Raw genomic sequence first — 23093 nt, forward strand, 5'->3', positions numbered from 1 at the left:
ACGTTTCTAATTTTTTGTGCACTTTGGTCCAGGGTCTAGCGCCCCGTTTGCCACAGATGCTCGATTAGTGCAAGACCGTGACTGATAAGTCAATCGTAAGCAGTCGCGTCTACGACCTTGGTCTAATCGCAGTGTTTGATCCGTTCAGGTTAATGAATTTCTCATAAGCCCAAAAAGAATTGTTTATTCATTTTTCATACGATTCGGGAATATAGCTCAACCCGCCTCAACCGAACCGGATGCAGAGGTATCGGCCTACGAGCTAATTCCTAAATGGTATTTTCAACCGCTTATTTAGACCAATTCGGGCTCGCGTATTCTTCATACGTCAATCACGATCAAATAGGCGACGCTATCATGGCCAAACGTGCATCTTCCCGTCAATTTGTTACAGTTTGTATATCGATGTTATTTTTTACCGCCCGTCCGGTAAACACTGCAACGGGCAGCAAAAACGGCGGAGCTGATCGGCGCATTCCCCTGTAAGAACAGGCGCAACCTGCGATCTGTCAGTGCCCGGAGCGAAGTCTAAGCTCATCAGGTTACAGAGTCTTTTCGAAAATCTTGGAATTACGCTGATAGTTGTACAGCGAGGCCCGTGCCGAGGGCAGGCGCTCGACACTGCTTGGCACAAAGCCGCGCTCGCGGAACCAGTGCGCGGTACGTGTAGTCAGCACGAACAAGGTTTTCAGCCCCTGAGCCCGAGCGCGGGTTTCGATCCGTTCCAGCAATTCATCACCGCGACCACCATGGCGGTATTCCGGGTTCACCGCCAGGCAAGCCAGTTCCCCCGCATCCGAATCGGCAATCTGATACAGCGCTGCACACGCGATAATCATCCCTTCGCGCTCGACCACGCTGAACTGCTCGATCTCGCGTTCCAGCACTTCACGGGAACGGCGAACCAGAATGCCCTGCTCTTCCAGCGGACTGATCAGATCCAGCAGACCGCCGACGTCTTCAATGGCCGCTTCACGCACCAACTCGAATTGCTCTTGCGCGACCAGCGTACCGCCACCGTCACGGGTGAAGAGTTCGGTCAGCAACGCGCCGTCTTCAGCGTAGCTGACAATATGGCTACGGCCCACGCCGCCACGACAGGCTTCAGCCGCCGCATCCAGTAATTCAGCCTGATAGTTGCCGCCCAGGCGTTGCAAATGCGCCGGCACCTGCTGCGGACGCAGCTCGCGCACCAACCTGCCGTTTTCATCGATCAGGCCAGGATCGGCACCGAACAGCAGCAGTTTATCGGCGCCCAGGTCGATGGCGGCGCGGGTAGCGACGTCTTCGCAGGCCAGGTTGAAGATTTCCCCGGTCGGCGAATAACCCAACGGCGAAAGCAGAACGATCGAACGCTCATCCAGCAGACGGTTGATGCCCTTGCGGTCTACCCGACGCACTTCGCCAGTGTGGTGAAAGTCGACACCTTCAAGCACGCCGATCGGCCGGGCAGTCACCAGATTGCCGCCTGCCACCCGCAGGCGCGAGCCCTGCATCGGCGAAGCGGCCAAGTCCATGGACAGGCGCGCTTCAATGGCGATCCGCAGCTGGCCGACCGCATCGATGACGCACTCCAGAGTCGCCGCATCGGTGATGCGCAGGCCATGATGGTAATGCGGGGTCAGGCCTCGGGCAGCGAGACGGGTTTCAATTTGCGGACGCGAACCATGAACCAGTACCAGCCGTACCCCCAGGCTGTGCAACAACACCAGGTCGTGGACGATATTGCCGAAGTTCGGATGCTCGACCCCATCGCCGGGCAGCATGACGACAAAGGTGCAATCGCGGTGGGCGTTGATGTACGGAGAAGCGTGACGAAGCCAATTGACGTATTCGGGCATAAAACCAGCGCCTGTAATAAAAAGCAGCCGAAAAAGGGACGAAACAGAAAACGCACAGCGGGCTGTTGGTTATCGTCGGAACAGGCTTGGCGACACGCGAGCTCTCCTTATAGATACGGCCTTGATCATCGGCGATTTACTGGGTGGCCGGTGCGGACCACTAAGCCGGGATCAGGCAATAATGTTCGATCAATTGACGTAGTAGATGCACGGTAGGCTGCAAGCGTGACATTTCGAGGTATTCCCCAGGTTGGTGAGCGCAGGCAATGTCGCCCGGGCCGAGCACCAGCGTCTCGCAGCCAAGGCGCTGAAGATAAGGTGCTTCGGTGCCAAACGCTACTGCTTCGGCGAGATGGCCCGTGAGTCTTTCCGCGACCCGGACCAATTCGCAATCTTCAGCCTGCTCGAAAGGCGGCACTTCGGGGAATAACGGCGCGTAATCAATCTTCACCTTATGCCACTCGGCTATCGGCTCAAGCTTCTGCCGGATCGCTGCGCGCAAGACACTCGGGTCCATGCCTGGCAAGGGCCGCAGGTCGAACTCCAGCGAGCACTGGCCGCAAATCCGGTTCGGGTTGTCACCGCCGTGGATGCAACCAAAATTCAGGGTCGGCTGCGGCACGCTGAACTGCGGATTGCGGTACTCGCGCTGCCAAAGCAGTCGCAGCCCTCTCAATTCGCCGATGGCGTCATGCATGGCTTCGAGGGCGCTGTGGCCCAGGCTCGGGTCTGATGAATGGCCACTTTGTCCGAGAATATCGATGCGCTCCATCATCACGCCTTTGTGCAGACGAATCGGTTTGAGCCCGGTCGGCTCGCCGATCACTGCTGCTCGCCCAAGCGGTCGACCGGCTGCAGCCAGCGCACGGGCGCCAGCCATGGAGCTTTCTTCGTCGCAGGTGGCGAGGATCAGCAATGGTTGCTTGAACGGCTTGTCCAGCAGCGGCAGCACTGCTTCGATGGCCAGCGCAAAAAAGCCCTTCATGTCGCAACTGCCCAGGCCAACCCAGCGACCGTCGACTTCGGTCAGTTTCAGCGGATCGGTCTGCCACAGCGCGCCGTCGAACGGCACCGTGTCGCTGTGCCCGGCCAGCACCAGGCCGCCGGGGCCGCTGCCAAAACTGGCGAGCAGATTGAACTTGCCGGGGCTGACCTGCTGAATGTCGCAGGCAAAACCCAGATCGCCGAGCCAGGTCGCCAACAGGTCGATCACCGCGCGATTGGATTGATCCAGACTCGGCTGGGTACAACTGACCGACGGCGCGGCGATCAGCGCAGCAAACTGATCTTTCATGGATGGCAAAGACATGCGCTGACTCCTGACTCCCTAGAAGAACCTCATCATAGAACCATCCGCGTCATGGAATAAACCGCCGCGGCACGTCGAGTCGACGAGTCCTGTACACTGCTCGGCCTTGGCAGCCACACATTCCCCGGCTGCGCTCCCGATCCTGGATTTTCCGGCCATGCAGAAAGAAACCGAAATCAAACTCCGCGTCAGCCGCGAAACCCTCGCTGCCCTGCGCGAGCATCCGTTACTGAAAAAACGCAACAAAAGTGGCTGGGAACGCCGTGAACTGATGAACCAGTACTTCGACACGCCGGAGCGTGACCTGGCCCGTGCCAAGGTTGCCCTGCGCCTGCGTCGTGATGGCGAAGAAGTGATCCAGACCCTCAAGACCCGCGGTCAAAGCATCGCTGGCCTGTCCGAGCGTAACGAGTACGACTGGCACCTGCCAAAAGCCAAGCTCGACGTGAAAAAACTCGACGGCGAATGCTGGCCTGAGCAACTGGCCGAGCTGGACAAAAAGACCCTCAAGCCAATCTTCACCACCGATTTCGTCCGCGAACGCGCCGAAATCGCCTGGGGCCGTGGCAAGACCAAAGTGGTCATCGAAGCCGCGCTGGACCTGGGCCACGTCATCGCTGGCAAGCAGAAAGAAGAAATCTGCGAACTGGAACTGGAACTGCGCGAAGGCGAACCGGCTGCCCTGCTGGAACTGGCTGCCGAACTGGCCGCCACTCTGGCCCTGATGCCGTGCGATATCAGCAAGGCCGAGCGTGGCTATCGCCTGTTCGACGCCAACAGCTATTCGTTGAGCCTGCCCCCTGCGCAACTGTCCGCTGAACTGCCGCTGGACGACGCGTTCGCTGCATTGAGCTGGCACTTGCTGAGCAGCAGCCAGCGCCTGGCCGAGCAATACCGTTTCAATGGCCACTGGCGTCTGCTGCAGGATTGGGTAGAAAACCTCGCCGAATTGCGCGCGCTGATAGGTAGCCTCGGCCAGGCCGCACCGCGTCAATCGACCCACGACCTGCGGGCCTCGCTCGATGCGTTGCTGGAAGACTGGCGCCCGCTGGTGCAAGCCGGTCAGGAGGACGAAGACGTGCGCAAAGCCGCACCGGAGCAATTCGCTGAAGAGCTGGAAGACGTTCGCTGGGGCCTGTTCTCGCTGAACGCCTCGCGCTGGTTGCTGGCCCGCACCTGGGCCGCCGACCGCAACACCCGGGGCAATCGCCAGGGTGCTGCGCAACTGGGCAACTGGTTGCCGCGCCTGCTGGCCGAAGAAGCCGTCGCCCTGCAACTGCCGCGTTATCAGCAACAACCGGAAGACCTGGCCGAGCAATTGCCGCGTATCGAACGCATCCAGGCCTGGCTGCACCTGGCTCGTGGCGTGTTGGAGATCCCGGAAACGGATCGCCTCTACGGTGAGCTGAAACAGTTGCAGCAACTGGCCAATGAGCCCATCACCGATGAAGCGCTCGATGCCCGCAAGCAGCAGGCGATTGCCGTGTTCCAGAACCGTGCCTGGAAGACTCTTCTGCGTATGTGATGATCGTTCCCACGCGCAGCAAAGGAATGCATCCCGTGACGCTCTGCGTCACATCAAAAAGCGGACGCAGAGCGTCCGGTGCGGCATTCCCACGCGGGAGCGTGGGAACGATCTCGCCCCCTATACCGGCAAACTCGTCGTGGACTTGATTTCGGACAAGGCCACGATCGAGTTGACCTCCTGAATACCCGGCACCATCGACAGTTTCTCGAAAAAGAAGCGCTCGTACGCCTCGATATCCGCCGTCACGATGCGCAGCAAAAAGTCCACTGCCCCCATCAACACATAGCACTCCAATACTTCCGGAAAGCCACGAATCGCCTCGGTAAATTCGGTGAAGTTGGAACGACCGTGGGCGTTGAGCTTGACCTCGGCAAAAATCTGCGTGTTGAGACCGATCTTCTTGCGATCAAGCAAAGTCACTTGCCCTCGAATCACGCCCTCCTCCTTGAGTCGCTGAATCCGTCGCCAGCACGGCGACTGCGACAGCCCGACCCGTTCGGCAATCTGTGCACTTGAAAGCGAAGCGTCCTCCTGGAGCAATGCCAAAATCCGTCGGTCATAAGCGTCCAGTTCGCTATGCATAAAAAAACCCTCAAAGTAAATAAAAGCGAAATACTTAATTCAATTTATGACCAATCAACCCAATCATAGATAAGAAATACCCCGAACCGCATGTAAAAATTTCTCCGGTTATTTTGGAGAACGACCATGCCCCCTCTCGAAGCTGTCAGCACCGCCCCAAGCCGCGCCGATGTCTGGAACGTCAGTAACGCCCATTGCCGCGTGCGCTATCAGCTGCTCGCTGAAGCCGAACCGGATCTGCTGTGCCGGGTGCTCAATCATTTCGCCTTGCAGTTTCTGGTTCCGCAGCAGGTCAACGTATTGCAACAGAACGACTTGCTATCGATTGATGTGGTGCTCGACGGGTTGAGCTGGCACCGCGCCCAAGTGATCGCAGAAAAATTGCGTAACTTGATCAGCGTTTGCTCGGTGGATCTGCAACCCGCTGATTCTTCATGGGTTCATCCCGCACAGGCGGCCAGCTAGGAGCAGTCAGCAAAAGCTCGCAATGCTTGGTCAGGCAACGGCCAAACGGACGGCTCATCCGGGGACTATTCTTGGCGATCTGTGATCAGAGGCGCACACCTCTAAACCGCTAATTGCAAGATCGTTCAAAAGGAGCCCGCATGTCCGTTCCCCTCTTCGCTCAGGACCGCTGGCTGGATCTCAACGATCTGCTGCGTGATCTGGTCGCTCAGGGCTTTATCAGCCAGGACTCGGCCGAACACGCATTGACCACCCGACGCAATACCGCCCACAACCAGCTCCACCCGCTGGAGTTCCTCGCCAGCCAACACCTGGGCGACTTCAGCCGACCTGGTAAACGGCTTGACCTGGAAAGCCTCACCTTGTGGCTTGCACAGCAGGCCGATCAGCCTTATTTGCGCATCGACCCGCTGAAGATAAACGTCGCGAGCATTACCCCGCTGATGTCCTATGCCTTCGCCCAACGGCACAAGATTCTTGCTGTTTCGATCGATCGCGATGCAGTAACCGTGGCCAGCGCGCAGCCCTACGTCAAAGCCTGGGAGGCCGATCTGACCCACGTCTTGAAGCTGCCGATCAAACGCGTGGTGGCCAACCCGGCGGACATCCAGCGCTTTACCGTGGAGTTTTATCGGTTGGCCAAGTCAGTCAGCGGCGCCAACAATTCTGATCAAAAAATGAACACCCTGGGCAACTTCGAACAGTTGCTCAACCTCGGCGCCAGTGATCAGGAGCCCGATGCCAACGACGCGCACATCGTCAACATCGTCGACTGGCTGTTCCAGTACGCCTTCCAGCAACGCGCCAGTGATATCCACATCGAACCCCGTCGCGAGCAAGGCACCGTACGCTTTCGCATCGACGGCGTGCTGCACAACGTCTATCAATTGCCACCGCAAGTGACCATGGCCATCGTCAGCCGCCTGAAAAGCCTGGGCCGAATGAATGTCGCAGAAAAACGTAAACCCCAGGACGGTCGAGTCAAGACCAAGACCCCGGAGGGCGGTGAGGTCGAGTTGCGGCTGTCGACGCTACCCACGGCCTTTGGCGAAAAGATGGTCATGCGGATTTTCGATCCCGAAGTACTGCTCAAGGACTTCGACCAGCTGGGTTTCTCCACCGAAGACCTGCGCCGCTGGCAAGACATGACCCGCCAGCCCAACGGCATCATCCTGGTCACCGGCCCCACCGGTTCGGGTAAAACCACCACGCTCTACACCACGCTGAAAAAACTGGCGACGCCCGAGGTCAACCTCTGCACCATCGAAGACCCGATCGAGATGGTCGAACCGGCGTTCAACCAGATGCAGGTTCAGCACAACATCGACCTGACCTTTGCCAGCGGCGTGCGGGCACTGATGCGGCAAGACCCGGACATCATCATGATCGGCGAAATCCGCGATCTGGAGACCGCCGAAATGGCGATCCAGGCGGCACTCACCGGGCATTTGGTTCTGTCGACGCTGCATACCAACGACGCACCCAGCGCCATGAGCCGCTTATTGGAGCTCGGTGTGCCGCATTACCTGATCAAAGCCACCGTGCTCGGGGTCATGGCCCAGCGTCTGGTTCGCACCCTTTGCCCGCACTGCAAAGCGCCGCTGAGCCTGGGTGAGGACGATTGGCAAACCCTGACCAAACCCTGGCAAGCGCCATTGCCGACCAATGCCCAACAGGCCATCGGATGCCTGGAATGCCGCGACACCGGTTACCGGGGGCGCGCCGGGGTCTACGAAATCATGTTACTGAGCGACAACGTCAAAGCACTGATCAGCCCTGACACCGATCTGCTGGCCGTGCGTCACCAAGCGTTCAAGGAAGGCATGCGCAGCCTGCGCCTGTCCGGTGCGCAGAAAGTTGCCGCCGGGTTGACCACGATTGAGGAAGTCTTGCGTGTGACACCGCAGAGTGAGCAGAAATAACCGACGCATCGCCAAACCGAAATGAACCCTTTTATGTCTCCTGATGATGCAAGCAGCCCTAATCGACTCTTATGCTCGCCCCACGCCGCTACACTCTGCTCATTGCGACCTCATTGATCAAAATGTGAACAGGGAGATGGTATGCAGATTGGTAACGTGCTTTTACTCTTCGTCGGCCTGGCCATCGCTATTGTGTTCATGGGCGTCAAGGTGGTTCCGCAGGGCTATCAGTGGACGGTCGAGCGCTTCGGCCGCTACACCAATACCTTGAAACCGGGACTGAACATCATCATTCCGATCATGGACCGCATCGGCCGCAAGATGAACGTGATGGAAAGCGTGCTGGACATCCCGCCGCAGGAAGTCATCACCTCCGACAACGCTACCGTGCAAATCGATGCCGTGTGCTTCTTCCAGGTGGTCAACACGGCCCAGGCCGCCTACGAGGTGAACAATCTCGAGCATGCCATCCGCAACCTGTTGCAGACCAACATCCGTACCGTCCTCGGCTCGATGGAGCTGGACGCGATGCTCAGCCAGCGAGACGCCATCAACGAGAAACTGCTGCGTACCGTCGACGAAGCCACGGCGCCGTGGGGCATCAAGATCACCCGGATCGAGATCAAGGACATCAGCCCGCCCGCGGACCTGATGGCGGCCATGTCCGGGCAGATGAAAGCCGAGAGGATCAAGCGCGCCCAAATCCTCGAAGCCGAAGGTCTGCGGGCGTCGGCGATTCTGACGGCGGAAGGTAAAAAGCAGGCACAGATCCTCGAAGCCGAAGGTGCCCGTCAGGCAGCGTTCCTCGAATCCGAAGCCCGCGAGCGGCAAGCCGAAGCCGAAGCCCGTGCCACTCAGGTGGTTTCCGAAGCAATCGCTACCGGTAACGTGCAGGCGATCAACTACTTCGTCGCGCAAAAGTATATCGATGCGCTGGGCAAACTGGCGTCGGCCAACAACAGCAAAGTCGTTCTGATGCCGCTGGAAGCCAGCCAGGTGATCGGTGCGGTCGGCGGCATCGGCGAAATCGTCAAAGCCACGTTCGACAGTAAAAAAGCCTGAGGCGCGACCTATGTGGGCATTCCTGCAGTATGTGTCGTTCTGGGACTGGCTGGCGTTGGGCACCATTCTGTTGATTTTCGAAGTGTTCGGCGCTGGCGGTTATTTACTCTGGGTTGGCATCGCCGCTGCCGCAGTCGGCGTGTTGACCTTCTTGATTCCAGACCTGTCGTGGGAAGTGCAATTGCTGTTGTTCGGCCTGCTATCGGTGCTGACGGTGTTGTATTGGTGGAGACGCCAGCGCAGTGCCGTCAGAGCCAGTGATCAGCCAACCCTCAATCTTCGTGCTCAAGAGCTGATAGGTAAAACCTTCGTGGTGCATGAAGCGATTGTCGGGGGGCGAGGCAAGATCAAGGTCGCCGACGGCTTCTGGATGGCCAAAGGACCGGACGCGCCAGTCGGCACCCGTGTTCGGGTGATCGGGCAGGAAGGGGTCATCATTGAGGTGGAACGCATCGATTGATGGGTCACGGAACTCCGTTGGGCTATCGAGTATCAAACGCCTCAGATAACCCAGTCGGAGTCACCCACCATGCGTTTCAAATTAGCCGTCGCCACCTTGGCCCTGCTGTCCCTTCCTGTCTGTTCGGCAATGGCCGACGACTTCTTGCGGGATGTCATTTCCTCAGGTGCGACCACCGCCTCCACCTACCTGACGTTCAAGGACCACAAGCTGATCGTCGCCGCCCAGGATGACGCCGGCAGCTTCGTCGCCAGCGACGGCGGTATTCGCGGCCCGTATCTGGAAGCCGCGATGCGCAAGGTCCGCGCCGACAACCCAGGCTTGCAGGCCACCGATATGGAACTGGCCAACGCGATTCTGGCGAAGAATGCGGTTGCCCAAGAGTGATCCACTGCTGCGCTGAGTAAAAAATGCCGCTCCCTGAAGCGGCATTTTTTTGCCCGAAACCCTGTAGGAGCACGGCTTGCCGGCGATGATGTCCTTGAGATCGCCATCGTCGGAACGCCGCCCGGACCAATCGAGCGTCGACCGGCTGCTACTACAGAGGAAGATCGCGGTTTTTTTCAGCGATAGGCATCCACCGGCACGCAAGCACAGAACAAATTGCGGTCACCGTAGACATTGTCGACGCGATTCACCGTCGGCCAGTACTTATGGGCCTTGGTGTGCGCGCTGGGCGTCACCGCCTGTTCTATGGTGTAAGGCCGCTCCCAGACCCCGGTGATATCCGCCAGTGTGTGGGGTGAGCGTTTCAACGGGTTGTCTTCGGCGGGCCAGTTGCCGTTCTGCACTTCGGATATTTCTGCGCGAATGCTCAGCATCGCTTCGATGAAGCGATCCAGTTCAGCCTTGGACTCGCTTTCGGTCGGCTCGACCATCAGCGTACCCGGCACCGGGAACGACATGGTCGGCGCATGGAAGCCATAGTCCATCAAACGCTTGGCGACATCCTCTTCACTGATCCCGGTTTGCGCCTTGAGCGGCCGCAAGTCGAGGATACATTCGTGGGCCACCCGGCCATTTCGCCCGGTGTAGAGCACCGGGAAGGCACCGCTCAAGTGCTCGGCCAGATAGTTCGCAGCGAGAATCGCCACTTCGCTGGCATCGGCCAATTGCGGTCCCATCAGCGCGATGTACATCCAACTGATCGGCAAGATGCTCGCGCTGCCCCAGGGCGCGGCGCTGACCGCCCCGTTCTGCGGCTGCGGACCTTCGATCTGCACCACCGGGTGATTGGCAACGAACGGTGCCAGATGCGCACGCACGCCAATCGGTCCCATACCGGGACCACCACCGCCATGGGGAATGCAGAAAGTCTTGTGCAGATTCATGTGGGAAACGTCGGCGCCGATATCCGCCGGCCGCGCCAGCCCAACCTGAGCATTGAGGTTAGCGCCGTCCATATAGACCTGGCCGCCGTGGCTGTGGATAACTTCACAGATCTCGCTGATGCCCTCTTCGTACACGCCATGGGTCGACGGATAGGTCGCCATCAGGCACGACAAATTGTCGCCCGCATCCTGGGCCTTGGCTTTCAGGTCATCCAGATCGACGTTACCGGCATCGTCGCACTCGACGATCACCACTTGCATCCCGGCCATCTGCGCCGAAGCCGGGTTGGTGCCGTGGGCGGAAGCAGGAATCAGACAGATGTTGCGTGCGTCCTGTTGGCGGCTTTCGTGGTATTTGCGGATTGCCAGCAACCCGGCGTATTCACCCTGAGCTCCGGAGTTGGGTTGCATGCAGATGGCATCGAAACCGGTGATCGCACAGAGCCAGCTCTGCAACTCACTGATCATCAGTGAATAGCCAAGCGCCTGCTCTTTCGGCGCGAACGGGTGCAGATTGGCGAAACCTGGCCAGGTGATCGGGATCATCTCGCTGCTGGCATTGAGTTTCATCGTGCAGGAGCCCAGCGGGATCATCGACTGGTTGAGCGCCAGGTCCTTGTTCTCCAGCTGTTTGAGGTAGCGCAGCATCTCGGTTTCACTGTGATGGGCACTGAATACCGGATGGCTCAGATAAGGAGAGCTGCGCAGCAGTTCATTGGGGATGCCCGAGGCCAATGCCTCGGCATCCAGCTCAGCGACATCCAGACCGTGACCGGCACCGAGAAAGACATCGAACAGCCGCGCCACGGTGGTTTCATCACAGGTTTCGTCGAGACTCAGACCCAACTGACCACGCCCGAGGATGCGCAGATTGATTTGCGCATCCCTGGCGCTTTCGATGATCGCCGTCTGACTGCCGCCGACATCCAGCGTCAGGGTGTCGAAGAATTGCTCGTTGAGTCGTGTAATGCCATTTCTCTGCAGGCCCGCCGCCAGAATGCAGGTCAACCGGTGGACTCGCTGAGCGATGCGCTTGAGCCCCTCGGGGCCGTGATAAACCGCATAGAAGCTGGCGATGTTGGCCAACAGCACCTGCGCAGTACAGATGTTCGAGTTGGCTTTCTCCCGGCGGATATGCTGCTCGCGGGTTTGCAGGGCCATGCGCAGGGCAACATTGCCGCGCGCATCTTTCGAAACGCCAATGATGCGCCCGGGAATCGCTCTCTTGTATTCATCGCGACTGGCAAAAAACGCTGCATGGGGACCGCCATAACCCATGGGCACGCCGAAACGCTGGGACGAACCGAACACCACGTCGGCACCCAACTCCCCTGGCGGGGTCAACAGCAACAGGCTGAGCAGATCGGCAGACACGCAGGCCAGCGCCTGCTGCGCGTGCAGATGGTCGATCAGCGGGCGCAGATTGCGGATTTCACCATGGGTGTCCGGGTACTGCAGCAGCGCGCCAAAAACTTGATGGCGAGTGAGGTTTTCCACAGCATCGATCACCAGCTCGAAGCCGAATCCTTCGGCCCGGGTCTGCACCACCGAGATGGTCTGCGGGTGGCAGTTTTCGTCGACGAAGAATAAATTGCTTCTGGATTTGGCCACGCGTTTAGCCAAGGCCATGGCTTCGGCTGCCGCTGTGGCTTCATCCAGCAGCGAAGCGTTGGCCAGCTCCAGGCCCGTGAGGTCGATGGTCATTTGCTGGAAATTCAGCAGCGCTTCGAGCCGACCTTGGGCAATCTCGGGCTGATACGGCGTGTAGGCTGTGTACCAACCGGGATTTTCCAGCACGTTACGCAGGATCACCGTTGGCGTCAGAGTACCGTGATAGCCCATGCCGATCAGGCTGGTCCAGACCTGATTCTGCTCGGCATAACCTTTGAGTCTGGCCAGTGCAGCCTCTTCATCGAGTGCTGGCGGCAAGTCCAGAACGCGGTTGAAACGAATGCCTGGCGGCACCGTCTGCTCGATCAACTCGACTCGACTGCCGAGCCCGAGGCTGTCGAGCATGGCCTGCTGCTCGGCAGCATCAGCTCCCAGATGGCGCCGCAGAAAGGTATTAGGGTCTCGCAACTGGCTCAAAGACGGCAACTGGGACATGACGGGCTCTCTCTTAAGTGGCGCTCGGCGTCTATGCAACACGGTCAAAGCAGCATAGCAGTCGATCCTGAGCGCTGACGGTATGGCGCCTTCGGTCAATCCGGATCATCATGCCCGACGTTATCGCGCTAACCTTGGCGAGTTCCAATCAACGCCTCAACCGTATGCCTATCGGATACTTCAATCATCATGAGCCAACTGCCGTTTCTGCCGTTTTCAAAACCCACCATCGATGAAGCCACGATTGCCGCTGTCGGCGACGTATTGCGCTCGGGCTGGATCACCAGCGGCCCCAAGGTGCAAGCCTTCGAAGCCCAGCTTTCGGAGTACTTTGGCGGTCGGCCGGTACGTACGTTCAACTCCGGCACCTGCACCATGGAGATCGCCTTGCGCATCGCCGGGATTGGCGCCGGCGATGAAGTCATCACCACCCCGATCTCCTGGGTGGCCACGGCCAACGTAATCCTCGAGGTCGGCGCCACACCGGTGTTCGCCGACATCGACCCGATCACCCGCAATATCGATCTGGCGCAGGTCGAAGCCGCAATCACGCCGCGCACCAAGGCGATCCTCCCGGTGTACCTGGCAGGTCTGCCAGTGGACATGGAGCGCTTGTACGCGCTGGCCAGGAAACACGGCCTGCGAGTGCTGGAAGATGCCGCGCAAGCGCTGGGCTCGAGCTGGAATGGCCAGCGTATCGGTTCGACCGGCGACTTCGTCTCGTTCAGCTTCCAGGCAAACAAGAACGTCACGTCCTCCGAAGGTGGCTGTCTGGTGCTGAACAATGCCGAAGAGGTTCGTCTGGCCGAGAAGTACCGGCTGCAAGGCGTTACCCGCAGCGGTTTCGATGGGCTGGATGTCGACGTGTTGGGCGGTAAGTTCAACATGACCGACGTGGCTGCCGCTATCGGCCTGGGTCAGTTTGCTCACATCGACGCGATCACCGCCCATCGCCGTGAATTGGCCAAGCATTACTTTGCCTGCTTTGGCAGCGACTTCGAAGCGCAATACGGTGCTCAACTACCGCCTGCCGATTTCACAAACAGCAACTGGCACTTGTTCCAACTGGTGCTGCCGGAGCGCAAGGACGGAAAACCGGCTCGCGCCACATTCATGGAACAAATGCAGGAGCGCGGCGTCGGCATCGGCTATCACTACCCGCCTATCCACCTGCTGAGCCTGTACCGCGAGCGTGGTTTCAAGGAAGGCATGTTCCCGGTTTCGGAACGGGTTGGCCGTTTGATCGTTTCATTGCCGATGTTCACCGCGATGAGCAAAAGCGATGTCGAGCGTTCGGTGGAAGCAGTGAAGGCGGTGTTGAAGCCTTAAACGCAATCGCGAGCAAGCTCGCTCCTACAGGCTCACGCCAACCCTGCAGGAGCGAGCTTGCTCGCGATAAGTAACGAGCGTTACTCGCCGATGGCGTTCTTGTAGCCAGTGGCGTCGAGCAACGTGTCCAGTTCAGCGGTATCGCTTGGCGCGAGTTTGAAAAACCAGCTGTCGTATGGCGCGCTGTTGACCAGCTCCGGGCTGTTGGCCAACTCTTCGTTTATGGCGATGACTTTACCGGAAACCGGCGAGTAGATATCCGAAGCGGCCTTGACCGACTCGACTACACCCGCCGCATCACCGGCAGCGAACACTGTGCCGATTTCCGGCAACTCGACGAACACGACATCACCCAAGGCTTCCTGAGCATGGTCTGAAATACCCACTTTCACGCCACCATCCTCATCCAGACGGGCCCATTCGTGACTTTCGGCAAAACGCAGGTCGACAGGGATTTCACTCATATTCTGTGTCCTCAAGAAGAAATGTCAGCGGTTGATTGCCCGCCAGAAAAAGTTAGATCAAGGCTTTGCCATGACGCACAAAGGTCGGTTTTACCACCCGAACCGGGTACCACTTGCCACGGATTTCCACTTCTGCACGGTCGGCGGTAGCCATGGGCACGCGCGCCAGCGCGATCGACTTGCTAAGCGTAGGAGAGAAACTACCACTGGTGATCTCCCCTTCGCCAACATCGCCGATGCGAACCACCTGGTGAGCGCGCAAAACGCCACGCTCTTCCAACACCAGACCGACCAGTTTTTGCTTCACTCCGCCTGCGCGCTCGGCTTCTAAAGCGGCTCGACCGATGAAATCGCGAGTCGCAGGCGCCCAGGCAATGCTCCAGGCCATATTCGCGGCCAGCGGTGAGACATCCTGGTGCATGTCCTGACCGTAGAGATTCATACCCGCTTCAAGGCGCAGGGTATCGCGGGCACCGAGACCGATCGGGGAAATACCCGCACCGACCAGATCATTGAAGAACGCTGGCGCCTGATCGGCAGGCAGGACGATTTCCAGTCCATCTTCGCCGGTATAACCGGTGCGCGCGATGAACCAGTCGCCGTCGACCTGAGCTTCAAAGGGTTTGAGGTGCTGGATCAGCGTGCCACGGGCCTGGGTGACCAGTTCTGCAATTTTGTTCCGGGCCTGTGGGCCTTGAATCGCCAGCATCGCCAACTCGGGGCGCTCGTGCAACTGCACCTGGAACTCACCGAGCTGCGCTTGCATCCAGACCATGTCCTGATCACGGGTAGCGGCGTTGACCACCAACCGGTAACCCGCCTCGGTGCGATAGACGATCATGTCGTCGACCACCCCGCCGCGCTCATTGAGCATGGCGCTGTACAACGCACGGCCGGGGCTGTGCAGACGTTCGACATCATTGGCCAGCAAATGCTGAAGCCAGGCCTTGGCCTGGGAGCCACTGACGTCAATCACGGTCATGTGGGATACATCGAAAACCCCGCAATCACGTCGCACCTGATGGTGCTCTTCGACTTGCGAGCCGTAATGCAGAGGCATATCCCAACCGCCAAAATCGACCATCTTCGCGCCTAGGGCGAGATGCAGGTCATACAGAGGCGTACGCTGTCCCATGGGTTTCTCCTTCCGGGCGTGGCGAAGGTGCGGACAGGCACTGCGCTGGCTGAAAGCCTTTAAAAATGCGGCTTGCAGCAGCTCTCAGTGACCCGACCTGAAAGGCGGACCGCACCGAATGCCGCGCATTGTAGCCGCAAGGTGTAGGACTGGCACCTAGCCTATGCGATGAGCGGAACGTCGGATCAATCCGATGACCGGTAATAGCCCGACCAAAACCAGCGTCAGTGCCGGCAGGGATGCCCGCGACCACTCGCCTTCACTGGTCATTTCGAAGATGCGGACGGCCAGCGTGTCCCAACCGAACGGGCGCATCAGCAAGGTGGCGGGCATTTCCTTGAGCACATCGACGAACACCAGCAACGCGGCACTCAAGGTGCCTGGAAGCAAAAGCGGCAGATACACGTTGAAAAACAGTCGCGGCCCACTGACGCCCAAACTTCGTGCTGCTTCGGGCAACGAAGGCCGGATCCGCGCCAGACCGTTTTCCAGTGGCCCGTAGGCCACTGCAATGAAACGCACCAGATACGCCAGCAATAACGCCGAAAGGCTACCCAACAGTAACGGCTTGCCCGCGCCACCGAGCCAGGACGATAGCGGGATCACCAGTTCACGGTCCAGATAGCTGAAGGCCAACATGATCGATACCGCGAGCACCGAGCCCGGCAAGGCGTAACCCAGATTGGCCAGACTGACTCCGGAGCGAATGGCCCGGGTCGGTGCCAGTCGTCGGGAAAATGCCAACAGCAAAGCCACGCTCACCGTGATCAACGCCGCCATGGCGCCCAGATACAATGTGTGCGCAATCAGCCCGGCATAACGCTCATCGAGGTCGAAACGGCCACGCTGCCAGAACCAGACCACCAACTGCAGCATCGGAATGACGAAGGCACAGGCAAACACCAGGCCGCACCAGCCACTGGCGGCCAGAGCCTTGAACCCGTGCAGGTGATACAGCGCCTTGCCCCGGGGCCGCTCGTTGCTCGCCCGACTAGCACCGCGAGCCCGGCGTTCGCCGTACAACACCAGCGTTACAGCAAGCAGCAGCAGGCTTGCCAGTTGCGCGGCGCTGGAAAGACTGAAGAAACCGTACCAGGTCTTGTAGATGGCCGTGGTGAAGGTATCGAAGTTGAACACCGCCGCCGCGCCAAAGTCGGCCAGGGTCTCCATCAATGCCAAAGCCACGCCGGCACCGATGGCCGGTCGTGCCATGGGCAGCGCCACACGCCAGAAGGCCTGCCACGGCGATTGGCCGAGCACCCGCGCAGCTTCCATCAGACCTTTGCCTTGAGCGAGAAAGGCTGTGCGCGCCAGCAGGTAGACGTAGGGATAGAACACCAGCACCAGAACCAGAATCACGCCACCGGTGGAGCGCACCCGAGGCAGGCGCAGCCCCGTGCCGAACCATTCACGCAACAGGGTTTGCACCGGGCCGGCAAAATCCAGCAGACCCACGAAGACGAACGCCAGTACATAGGCCGGGATCGCAAACGGCAGCATCAGTGCCCAATCCAGCCATCGACGCCCGGGGAACTCACAGAGGCTGGTTAACCAGGCCATGCTGACGCCCAGCAGCGTTACGCCGGCTCCGACGCCCAGCACCAGCGTCAGTGTGTTGCCGAGCAAGCGCGGCATCTGCGTTTCCCACAGGTGCGTCCAGATCTGCTGGTCGATCGACTGCCACGACAACAGCAACACGCTCAGCGGCAACAGAACCAGCGCTGCAACGGCAAAGACCAGCGGATACCAACGACGTTGGGCGGGATGGGCCACGAAACGCTCTCTATCAAATGATTGTGCCCACGCTCTGCGTGGGCACACGGCCTGTGACGCTCCGCGTCACCTTTAGAGCGGACGCAGAGCGTCCATGGCTGCATTCCCACGCAGAGCGTGGGAACGAGATCAACGCCCTGCAAATGCAGGGCTCTGCAAACCGGCTGCTCAGTTCCAGCCGGCACGGTCCATCAAGCGAATGGCTTCGGCCTGGCGCTTGCCGGCCACTTCCACTGGCAACGTATCGGGTATGAACGTGCCCCAGCTAGCCACTTCAGCGGACGGCAGTACGCTCGGGTTGGCCGGGAATTCCTGATTGATATCGGCAAAGATCTTCTGCGCTTCAGGCGTGGTCATCCACTCCACCAGCGCCTTGGCCGTCTGAGGGTGCGGTGCGTACCTGGTCAGGCCGATGCCCGACAGGTTGACGTGCACACCACGGTCGCCCTGATTCGGCCAGAACAGTTTCACCGCCAGATTTGGCTTTTGCTTGTGCAAACGGCCGTAGTAGTAGGTGTTGACGATGCCAACGTCGCACTGCCCGGCATTGATCGCCTCAAGCACTGCGATGTCATCGGAGAACACGTCGGTGGACAGGTTGTTGACCCAGCCTTTGATGATTGCTTCGGTCTTCTCTGCACCGTGGGTTTCGATCAGCGTAGCGGTCAGCGACTGGTTATAAACCTTCTTGGCCGTACGCAGGCACAGACGACCTTCCCACTGTTTGCCGGCCAGGGCTTCGTAAGTGGTCAAATCCGACGGTTTTACCCGCTCAGTGGAGTAGGCCAGGGTCCGCGCGCGCAGGCTCAAACCGGTCCATTGATGGCTGGACGAACGGTATTGAAGCGGAATATTGGCGTCGATTACATTGGAAGTAAACGGCTGCAAAATACCCATCTGCTCGGCCTGCCAAAGGTTACCGGCATCGACGGTGAGCAGCAGGTCGGCGGTGGCGTTCTCGCCCTCGGCCTTGATCCGCTGCATCAGCGGCGCTTCCTTGTCGGTGATGAACTTCACCTGCACGCCGGTCTTTTTAGTGTAGGCATCGAACACCGGCTTGATCAGCTCGTCGATTCGTGAGGAGTAGACCACTACTTCATCAGCCGCGTGAGCGGTGCTGCCGATCAGTGTGAGTGCCAGAGCAGTCAGTAGGCGCTTGGGTGCCAACATGGGAGCGGTCTCTCGAAATCAGAAAAGAGGCCAAATGATAAGGACTCACATTTGGCATCTCAACCGGACACTCCATCGAGGAGTTACGAGATGTTGCACGAGCAGAAATGGGAGGTGAATGTTCTGCCGCTATCGCGAGCAAGCGATAGCGGCCTGCAGCCACGCCAAATAACTCAGGCCTTGGCCAACTCAGGCAAATCCCCGGTCAACCCCAACGCCTGACGCACAAACAGCGCCTTGGCTTCAGGCATTTGATCGACCATCTTCAACCCGGTATTACGTAACCAGCGCAGCGGCAAGGGATCGGCCTGGAACAATCGTTCGAAGCCTTCCATTGCCGCCATCAGCCCCAGGTTGTGCGGCATGCGCCGGCGCTCGTAACGGCTGAGCACTTTGAGATCTGCCAGGCGCTCACCACGGCTTGCCGCTTGCAGCAGCACTTCAGCCAGCACAGCGGCGTCGAGGAAGCCGAGATTGACGCCCTGCCCGGCCAGCGGGTGAATGGTATGGGCTGCGTCACCGATCAGCGCCAGGCCTTCAGCCACATAGCGCTTGGCGTGCCGCTGACGCAGCGGTACACAGAGGCGCGGGTCAGCGCTCAATACCGTGCCCAGACAACCTTCAAAGGCTCGCTCCAGCTCGCGGCAGAAGTTTTCATCGTCCAGCGCCATCAGACGTTCAGCCTCGCTCGGAGTGGTCGACCAGACGATCGAGCACCAGTCGTGCTGACCGTCGCGCTCCAGCGGTAAAAAGGCCAGCGGACCGTTGTCGGTAAAACACTGCCGGGCGGTCATCTGATGGGGTTTGGCACTGCGCACGCTGGTGACGATGGCGTGATGCAGATAATCCCACTCACGGGTGGCGCAACCGGTCAAACGGCGAACCGCCGAGTTGGCGCCGTCCGCCGCGATCACCAAGGGCGCACGCAGCATGCGACCGTCGGCCAGGGTCAGCAGCCAGTCGTCGCCGGAGCGGCGCATCTGCTCCAGCCGCGCATTGGCCAGAAGGCCCATATCACAGTCGTGCAAACGTTCGAGCAAGGCATCCTGCACCACCCGGTTCTCGACGATATGCCCCAGCACTTCGGCGTGCACACTGGCCGCCGAGAAGTGGATCTGCCCGGTGCCACTGCCGTCCCAGACCTGCATTTCGGCGTAAGGGCTGGTACGGCGTTTGACGATACCCTCCCAGACCCCCAGACGTTCGAGGATCCGCTGGCTGGCCGCCGACAAGGCGCTCACCCGGGGCTCGAACGGCGCCTGAGGATCGAAGGGTTTGACGCTCAACGGGCTGCCGTCGAGCAGCAGAACCTCCAGCCCGCTGCCCTGCAACGCCAGCGCCAAAGCGCTCCCGACCATTCCGGCCCCGACAATCAGCAGATCTGCGCGCATTTCCATGCTTTAAGCCTGTCTCGCTTGCGGCTTGAGCCGCACGTAAAGGGTTTTATCGACCCGCGCCACCAGCGTGCCGCCGTGATGAATCTTGAAACGCCGGGTCAGCCAATTAAGCATCGGGACGCGTGCCCAGGCCCATCGCCTGCCGGGCGAACCAGCGCTTGGCCGGCGGCAGCAGGTCGAGGCCAAGCAGGCCAATGTTACGACCCAGTGAAACCAACGGCTGCGTGCTGCCAAACAACCGGGTGACCTGATCGGAGAAGCCGACGGTCAGTTGCTGATCCAGCCGTTGCCGCTCGCGATAGGCCTGCAAGGTGGCGAAGTCGCCCGGCATGCTCTCGCTGGCCAGCAACGTATCGGCCAGTGCCTGTGCATCTCGCAGGGACAGGTTGAAACCCTGACCGGCAATCGGATGCAGGCTGTGGGCCGCGTTACCCAGCACGGTCAGATGGGGACGAACCTGTTCTTCGGCCTCCACCAGCGTCAGCGGATAGAGATGCCGTACACCGACTTGCTTGAGGGCGCCCAGCCGATAACCAAACACGCCCTGCAACTCGCTCAGGAAGCTGCGCTCATCAAGGTTCGCCAGACGCTGGGCGTCCATGCCAATGCGGGTCCAGACCAGCGCGCAACGGTTTTCCGGCAACGGCAGCAAGGCCATCGGGCCATCATCGGTAAAACGCTCGAACGCCATGCCGTTATGGGCTTCGCTCGGGGTGATATTGGCGATCAACGCGCTCTGGTTGTACGGACGTTTTTTGACGCCGATGCCCAACTGCTCACGCAAACCGGAGCGACCGCCATCGGCCAGCACCGCCAAGTCGCACTCAAGGGCAGTTTCATCGTCGAGGGTCAGGCGATAGCCATCCTCAAGCGGCTCCATGCGCGTAACTTCGGCCGGGCAGCGCCAACTGATCACGTCCTTGTCCAGGCCTTGCCAGAGGCATTGACCGAGCCAGGCGTTCTCCACCACATAACCGAGCGCCGGAACGCCCTCTTCCATGGCCGACAAGCGCGCGGTGGAAAACCGCCCGCGATCGGAAACATGGATCTGTTTGATCGGCTCGGCGCGGCGGGAGATTTCCTGCCACAGGCCGAGCCGCTGATAAATTTGTCGGGCGCCGAAGGACAGCGCCGAGGAGCGCGCGTCATAGCTCGGTTGATAGGTGTGGCCAGGCGCGAAAGGTTCGATCAGCACGATCTTCCAGCCGCGGGCCTTGGCCCCGGTTTGCAAGGCCAACGCCAGACTGGCGCCAACCAGACCGCCACCTATGATTGCCAGATTGACTCTGCTCATGCCGCTTGCATCCGGGCAGCCGCCATCAGCGCCTCGATCTCGGCCACCGTTTTCGGTACACCGCTGGTCAGAATTTCACAGCCCTGCCTGGTCACTACTACGTCATCCTCGATGCGCACGCCAATGCCGCGCCATTTCTTCGCCACATTTTGATTGTCCGGTGCGATGTAGATACCCGGCTCGACCGTCAGCGCCATGCCGACTTCCAGCACCCGCCATTCACCGCCGACCTTGTACTCACCAACGTCATGCACATCCATTCCCAGCCAGTGACCGGCGCGATGCATATAAAAAGCCTTGTAGGCTTCGCTGGCAATCAGCTCATTCACCTCGCCCTGCAGCAAGCCAAGTTCCACCAACCCTGCCGTGATCACCTGAACCGTGGCTTCGTGCGCCTGGTTCCAGTGTTTGTTCGGCGCGATTTGGGCAAACGCCGCTTCCTGAGAAGCCAGCACCAATTCGTAGATCGCCTTCTGCTCAGGGGAAAACTTGCCGCTGACCGGCCAGGTTCGGGTGATATCGCTGGCGTAGCAGTCGATCTCGCAACCAGCGTCGATCAGCACCAGATCACCGTCCTTGAGCACTGCGTCATTTTGCTGGTAATGCAAGATGCAGCTATTGCGCCCAGAGGCGACGATCGAGCCATATGCCGGCATTTTCGCCCCACCTTTACGGAACTCGTAATCCAGCTCCGCCTCCAGGCTGAACTCATGCAAACCGGCACGGCTGGCCTGCATGGCACGAATATGGGCCTGAGAGGAAATTCGCGCGGCTTCGCGCATCACCTTCACTTCTGCCGCCGATTTATACAGGCGCATGTCGTGCAACAGATGATCCAGGGCAACGAATTCGTTCGGTGGCTGGGCGCCCAGGTGCGCTTTAGAGCGGATCACGTTGATCCAGTCCATCAGATGGCGGTCGAATTCCGGGTTGCTGCCCATGGCCGAATAGACCCGGTCGCGACCTTCAATCAGGCCCGGCAGAATATCGTCGATGTCGGTGATCGGGAACGCGTCATCGGCGCCAAAGTCGCGAATCGCGCCTTCCTGGCCAGCGCGTAAGCCGTCCCACAATTCGCGTTCGGCGTTGCGTTCACGGCAGAACAGCACATATTCGCCATGCTCACGACCGGGCATCAGGACCAGCACCGCCTGAGGCTCGGGGAAACCGCTGAGGTATTGAAAGTCACTGTCCTGACGGTAGACATGCTCAACGTCACGGTTACGGATCGCCACTGCGGCGGCAGGCAAAATCGCGATGCTGTTGGGTTCCATCTGCGCCATCAACGCCTTGCGGCGACGGGTGTACTCCGATTTCGGGATATGAATCATGGGCAGATGGATTTCCCTATCTAACGATTAATGCAGCGAAGGCTTGGCAGCCGGTGCAGCCGGCTTCTTGGTCTCGGTGAATAACAGCAACGGCGCGACCCGCAGGTATTCCATGACTTCCATGTAGTCACTTTCACCGTCGTCGGACTCTTCCAGGGCGTCCTGAACCTGGGCGATAGCCGCGAGGTCTTGCAGGACTTCGCTGGCCTCGGTGCTCAGCATGCTGCTGTCACGGCAGTTCAGGCCGAAACCGCTGAGGAAGCCCTGGCACCACTGGCCCAGCGCGGCAGCGCGCTCGGTGAGCGGCGCGTCGTCGGTCGGCAACAGCAGAACGACGGTCATGTCGTCGCTGGTCAGCTCGCCCTTGACCATTTCTTGCAGGCCGATCAGGGCGTTGCGAACGTTGTCTTGTGGCTCGCCTTCGAGCAGTTCGGCGGCGTCGACCAGCCAGCCATCGACTTCAAAACCGGCGCCGGCGCAGCTGCGGCCGAGCAGCAGGCCATGCAATTCAGCAGGCGAGACGGGATGGCCGCTGGTGCTCAGCAGGTTGGCGAAGGCTTGATACGGAGAATTCTGAATGGGCATGGGTAGCTA

19 protein-coding genes and 1 pseudogene are annotated in these 23093 nt (G+C 59.7%); 7 read left to right on the forward strand and 13 right to left on the reverse strand.

Annotated elements, in window-relative coordinates; all coding sequences use genetic code 11:
• Positions 1 to 542 precede the first annotated feature (542 nt).
• Both argA and argE read right to left on the reverse strand, forming a co-directional pair.
• The gene (argA, locus tag AC07VR_RS02550; RefSeq protein WP_494990797.1) at positions 543 to 1841 is read right to left on the reverse strand and encodes an amino-acid N-acetyltransferase; all 1299 of its coding nucleotides are present in this window, start codon (positions 1839 to 1841) and stop codon (positions 543 to 545) included.
• 160 nt (positions 1842 to 2001) lie between these two features.
• Positions 2002 to 3150, reverse strand: coding sequence for an acetylornithine deacetylase (gene argE / locus AC07VR_RS02555; RefSeq protein ID WP_494990798.1), 1149 nt, complete (start codon positions 3148 to 3150; stop codon positions 2002 to 2004).
• Between the two features lie 157 nt (positions 3151 to 3307).
• Between argE and AC07VR_RS02560 the strand changes: the two genes are divergently transcribed.
• Positions 3308 to 4675 (forward strand): CYTH domain-containing protein, encoded by a 1368-nt coding sequence (locus AC07VR_RS02560; protein WP_494990799.1) that lies wholly within the window; start codon positions 3308 to 3310, stop codon positions 4673 to 4675.
• Between the two features lie 120 nt (positions 4676 to 4795).
• Here AC07VR_RS02560 and AC07VR_RS02565 read toward each other — a convergent pair whose 3' ends face one another.
• Positions 4796 to 5260, reverse strand: a complete 465-nt coding sequence (locus AC07VR_RS02565; protein WP_494990800.1) for an Lrp/AsnC family transcriptional regulator — start codon at positions 5258 to 5260, stop codon at positions 4796 to 4798.
• A gap of 126 nt (positions 5261 to 5386) precedes the next feature.
• On the opposite strand from AC07VR_RS02565, the gene AC07VR_RS02570 reads away from it, so the two are divergent.
• The 5 genes from AC07VR_RS02570 (at position 5387) to AC07VR_RS02590 (ending at position 9556) form a co-directional block, all read left to right on the forward strand.
• Positions 5387 to 5725 (forward strand): ACT-like domain-containing protein, encoded by a 339-nt coding sequence (locus tag AC07VR_RS02570; RefSeq protein ID WP_495010395.1) that lies wholly within the window; start codon positions 5387 to 5389, stop codon positions 5723 to 5725.
• A 140-nt stretch (positions 5726 to 5865) separates the two neighbouring features.
• Positions 5866 to 7647 (forward strand): type IV pilus assembly ATPase TfpB, encoded by a 1782-nt coding sequence (gene tfpB / locus AC07VR_RS02575; protein WP_495010396.1) that lies wholly within the window; start codon positions 5866 to 5868, stop codon positions 7645 to 7647.
• A gap of 141 nt (positions 7648 to 7788) precedes the next feature.
• A complete protein-coding gene (locus AC07VR_RS02580; RefSeq protein WP_494990803.1) occupies positions 7789 to 8709 on the forward strand; it encodes an SPFH domain-containing protein in 921 nt (306 codons plus the stop codon).
• A gap of 10 nt (positions 8710 to 8719) precedes the next feature.
• A complete protein-coding gene (locus AC07VR_RS02585) occupies positions 8720 to 9169 on the forward strand; it encodes an NfeD family protein (RefSeq protein ID WP_494990804.1) in 450 nt (149 codons plus the stop codon).
• A gap of 69 nt (positions 9170 to 9238) precedes the next feature.
• The gene (locus tag AC07VR_RS02590) at positions 9239 to 9556 is read left to right on the forward strand and encodes a DUF2388 domain-containing protein (RefSeq protein ID WP_494990805.1); all 318 of its coding nucleotides are present in this window, start codon (positions 9239 to 9241) and stop codon (positions 9554 to 9556) included.
• Positions 9557 to 9732: 176 nt separating this feature from the next.
• On the opposite strand, the gene gcvP is transcribed toward AC07VR_RS02590, so the two are convergent.
• On the reverse strand, positions 9733 to 12606 hold the full coding sequence (gene gcvP, locus AC07VR_RS02595; RefSeq protein WP_494990806.1) for an aminomethyl-transferring glycine dehydrogenase: 2874 nt from the start codon (positions 12604 to 12606) through the stop codon (positions 9733 to 9735).
• A 189-nt stretch (positions 12607 to 12795) separates the two neighbouring features.
• On the opposite strand from gcvP, the gene AC07VR_RS02600 reads away from it, so the two are divergent.
• Positions 12796 to 13935 (forward strand): DegT/DnrJ/EryC1/StrS family aminotransferase, encoded by a 1140-nt coding sequence (locus AC07VR_RS02600; protein ID WP_494990807.1) that lies wholly within the window; start codon positions 12796 to 12798, stop codon positions 13933 to 13935.
• Positions 13936 to 14015: 80 nt separating this feature from the next.
• On the opposite strand, the gene gcvH is transcribed toward AC07VR_RS02600, so the two are convergent.
• The 9 genes and pseudogenes from gcvH to AC07VR_RS02645 all read right to left on the reverse strand — a co-directional run bounded on the left by gcvH (position 14016) and on the right by AC07VR_RS02645 (position 23084).
• On the reverse strand, positions 14016 to 14399 hold the full coding sequence (gene gcvH, locus AC07VR_RS02605) for a glycine cleavage system protein GcvH (RefSeq protein WP_494990808.1): 384 nt from the start codon (positions 14397 to 14399) through the stop codon (positions 14016 to 14018).
• A gap of 52 nt (positions 14400 to 14451) precedes the next feature.
• Positions 14452 to 15534 carry a glycine cleavage system aminomethyltransferase GcvT gene (gene gcvT, locus AC07VR_RS02610; RefSeq protein ID WP_494990809.1) on the reverse strand — a complete coding sequence of 361 codons (1083 nt, stop codon included), beginning with the start codon at positions 15532 to 15534 and terminating at the stop codon, positions 14452 to 14454.
• A 156-nt stretch (positions 15535 to 15690) separates the two neighbouring features.
• Complete coding sequence (locus tag AC07VR_RS02615) at positions 15691 to 17307, reverse strand: ABC transporter permease (RefSeq protein ID WP_495010397.1); 1617 nt, start codon at positions 17305 to 17307, stop codon at positions 15691 to 15693.
• Positions 17308 to 17475: 168 nt separating this feature from the next.
• Positions 17476 to 18477, reverse strand: coding sequence for an extracellular solute-binding protein (locus tag AC07VR_RS02620; protein ID WP_495010398.1), 1002 nt, complete (start codon positions 18475 to 18477; stop codon positions 17476 to 17478).
• A 173-nt stretch (positions 18478 to 18650) separates the two neighbouring features.
• Entirely contained in the window at positions 18651 to 19868 is a 1218-nt protein-coding gene (locus AC07VR_RS02625; protein WP_494991177.1) for a 2-octaprenyl-3-methyl-6-methoxy-1,4-benzoquinol hydroxylase, read from the reverse strand.
• Positions 19869 to 19877: 9 nt separating this feature from the next.
• A pseudogene (locus AC07VR_RS02630) lies at positions 19878 to 19958 on the reverse strand (tetrameric acyl-CoA thioesterase); the annotation flags it as partial.
• Between the two features lie 22 nt (positions 19959 to 19980).
• Positions 19981 to 21168: a 2-octaprenyl-6-methoxyphenyl hydroxylase gene (gene ubiH, locus AC07VR_RS02635; RefSeq protein WP_495010399.1), complete on the reverse strand. Its 1188-nt coding sequence runs from the start codon at positions 21166 to 21168 to the stop codon at positions 19981 to 19983.
• The gene (gene pepP / locus AC07VR_RS02640; RefSeq protein ID WP_494990813.1) at positions 21165 to 22499 is read right to left on the reverse strand and encodes a Xaa-Pro aminopeptidase; all 1335 of its coding nucleotides are present in this window, start codon (positions 22497 to 22499) and stop codon (positions 21165 to 21167) included. The genes ubiH and pepP overlap by 4 nt, the downstream gene beginning before the upstream one ends.
• A gap of 27 nt (positions 22500 to 22526) precedes the next feature.
• Complete coding sequence (locus AC07VR_RS02645; protein ID WP_495010400.1) at positions 22527 to 23084, reverse strand: YecA/YgfB family protein; 558 nt, start codon at positions 23082 to 23084, stop codon at positions 22527 to 22529.
• Positions 23085 to 23093: the final 9 nt, after the last annotated feature.

It is taken from the genome of Pseudomonas sp. GW821-FHT02H09 (assembly GCF_059421425.1).

Coding starts and splice junctions, on each gene's coding strand:
- tfpB (WP_495010396.1), top strand. CDS start 5,866: ATGTCCGTTCCCCTCTTCGCTCAGGACCGCTGGCTGGATCTCAACGAT.
- AC07VR_RS02600 (WP_494990807.1), top strand. CDS start 12,796: ATGAGCCAACTGCCGTTTCTGCCGTTTTCAAAACCCACCATCGATGAA.
- AC07VR_RS02580 (WP_494990803.1), top strand. CDS start 7,789: ATGCAGATTGGTAACGTGCTTTTACTCTTCGTCGGCCTGGCCATCGCT.
- AC07VR_RS02560 (WP_494990799.1), top strand. CDS start 3,308: ATGCAGAAAGAAACCGAAATCAAACTCCGCGTCAGCCGCGAAACCCTC.
- ubiH (WP_495010399.1), bottom strand. CDS start 21,168: ATGAGCAGAGTCAATCTGGCAATCATAGGTGGCGGTCTGGTTGGCGCC.
- argE (WP_494990798.1), bottom strand. CDS start 3,150: ATGTCTTTGCCATCCATGAAAGATCAGTTTGCTGCGCTGATCGCCGCG.
- AC07VR_RS02625 (WP_494991177.1), bottom strand. CDS start 19,868: ATGCGCGCAGATCTGCTGATTGTCGGGGCCGGAATGGTCGGGAGCGCT.
- AC07VR_RS02565 (WP_494990800.1), bottom strand. CDS start 5,260: ATGCATAGCGAACTGGACGCTTATGACCGACGGATTTTGGCATTGCTC.
- AC07VR_RS02620 (WP_495010398.1), bottom strand. CDS start 18,477: ATGTTGGCACCCAAGCGCCTACTGACTGCTCTGGCACTCACACTGATC.
- gcvH (WP_494990808.1), bottom strand. CDS start 14,399: ATGAGTGAAATCCCTGTCGACCTGCGTTTTGCCGAAAGTCACGAATGG.
- argA (WP_494990797.1), bottom strand. CDS start 1,841: ATGCCCGAATACGTCAATTGGCTTCGTCACGCTTCTCCGTACATCAAC.
- AC07VR_RS02645 (WP_495010400.1), bottom strand. CDS start 23,084: ATGCCCATTCAGAATTCTCCGTATCAAGCCTTCGCCAACCTGCTGAGC.
- AC07VR_RS02590 (WP_494990805.1), top strand. CDS start 9,239: ATGCGTTTCAAATTAGCCGTCGCCACCTTGGCCCTGCTGTCCCTTCCT.
- gcvP (WP_494990806.1), bottom strand. CDS start 12,606: ATGTCCCAGTTGCCGTCTTTGAGCCAGTTGCGAGACCCTAATACCTTT.
- gcvT (WP_494990809.1), bottom strand. CDS start 15,534: ATGGGACAGCGTACGCCTCTGTATGACCTGCATCTCGCCCTAGGCGCG.
- AC07VR_RS02570 (WP_495010395.1), top strand. CDS start 5,387: ATGCCCCCTCTCGAAGCTGTCAGCACCGCCCCAAGCCGCGCCGATGTC.
- AC07VR_RS02585 (WP_494990804.1), top strand. CDS start 8,720: ATGTGGGCATTCCTGCAGTATGTGTCGTTCTGGGACTGGCTGGCGTTG.
- pepP (WP_494990813.1), bottom strand. CDS start 22,499: ATGATTCATATCCCGAAATCGGAGTACACCCGTCGCCGCAAGGCGTTG.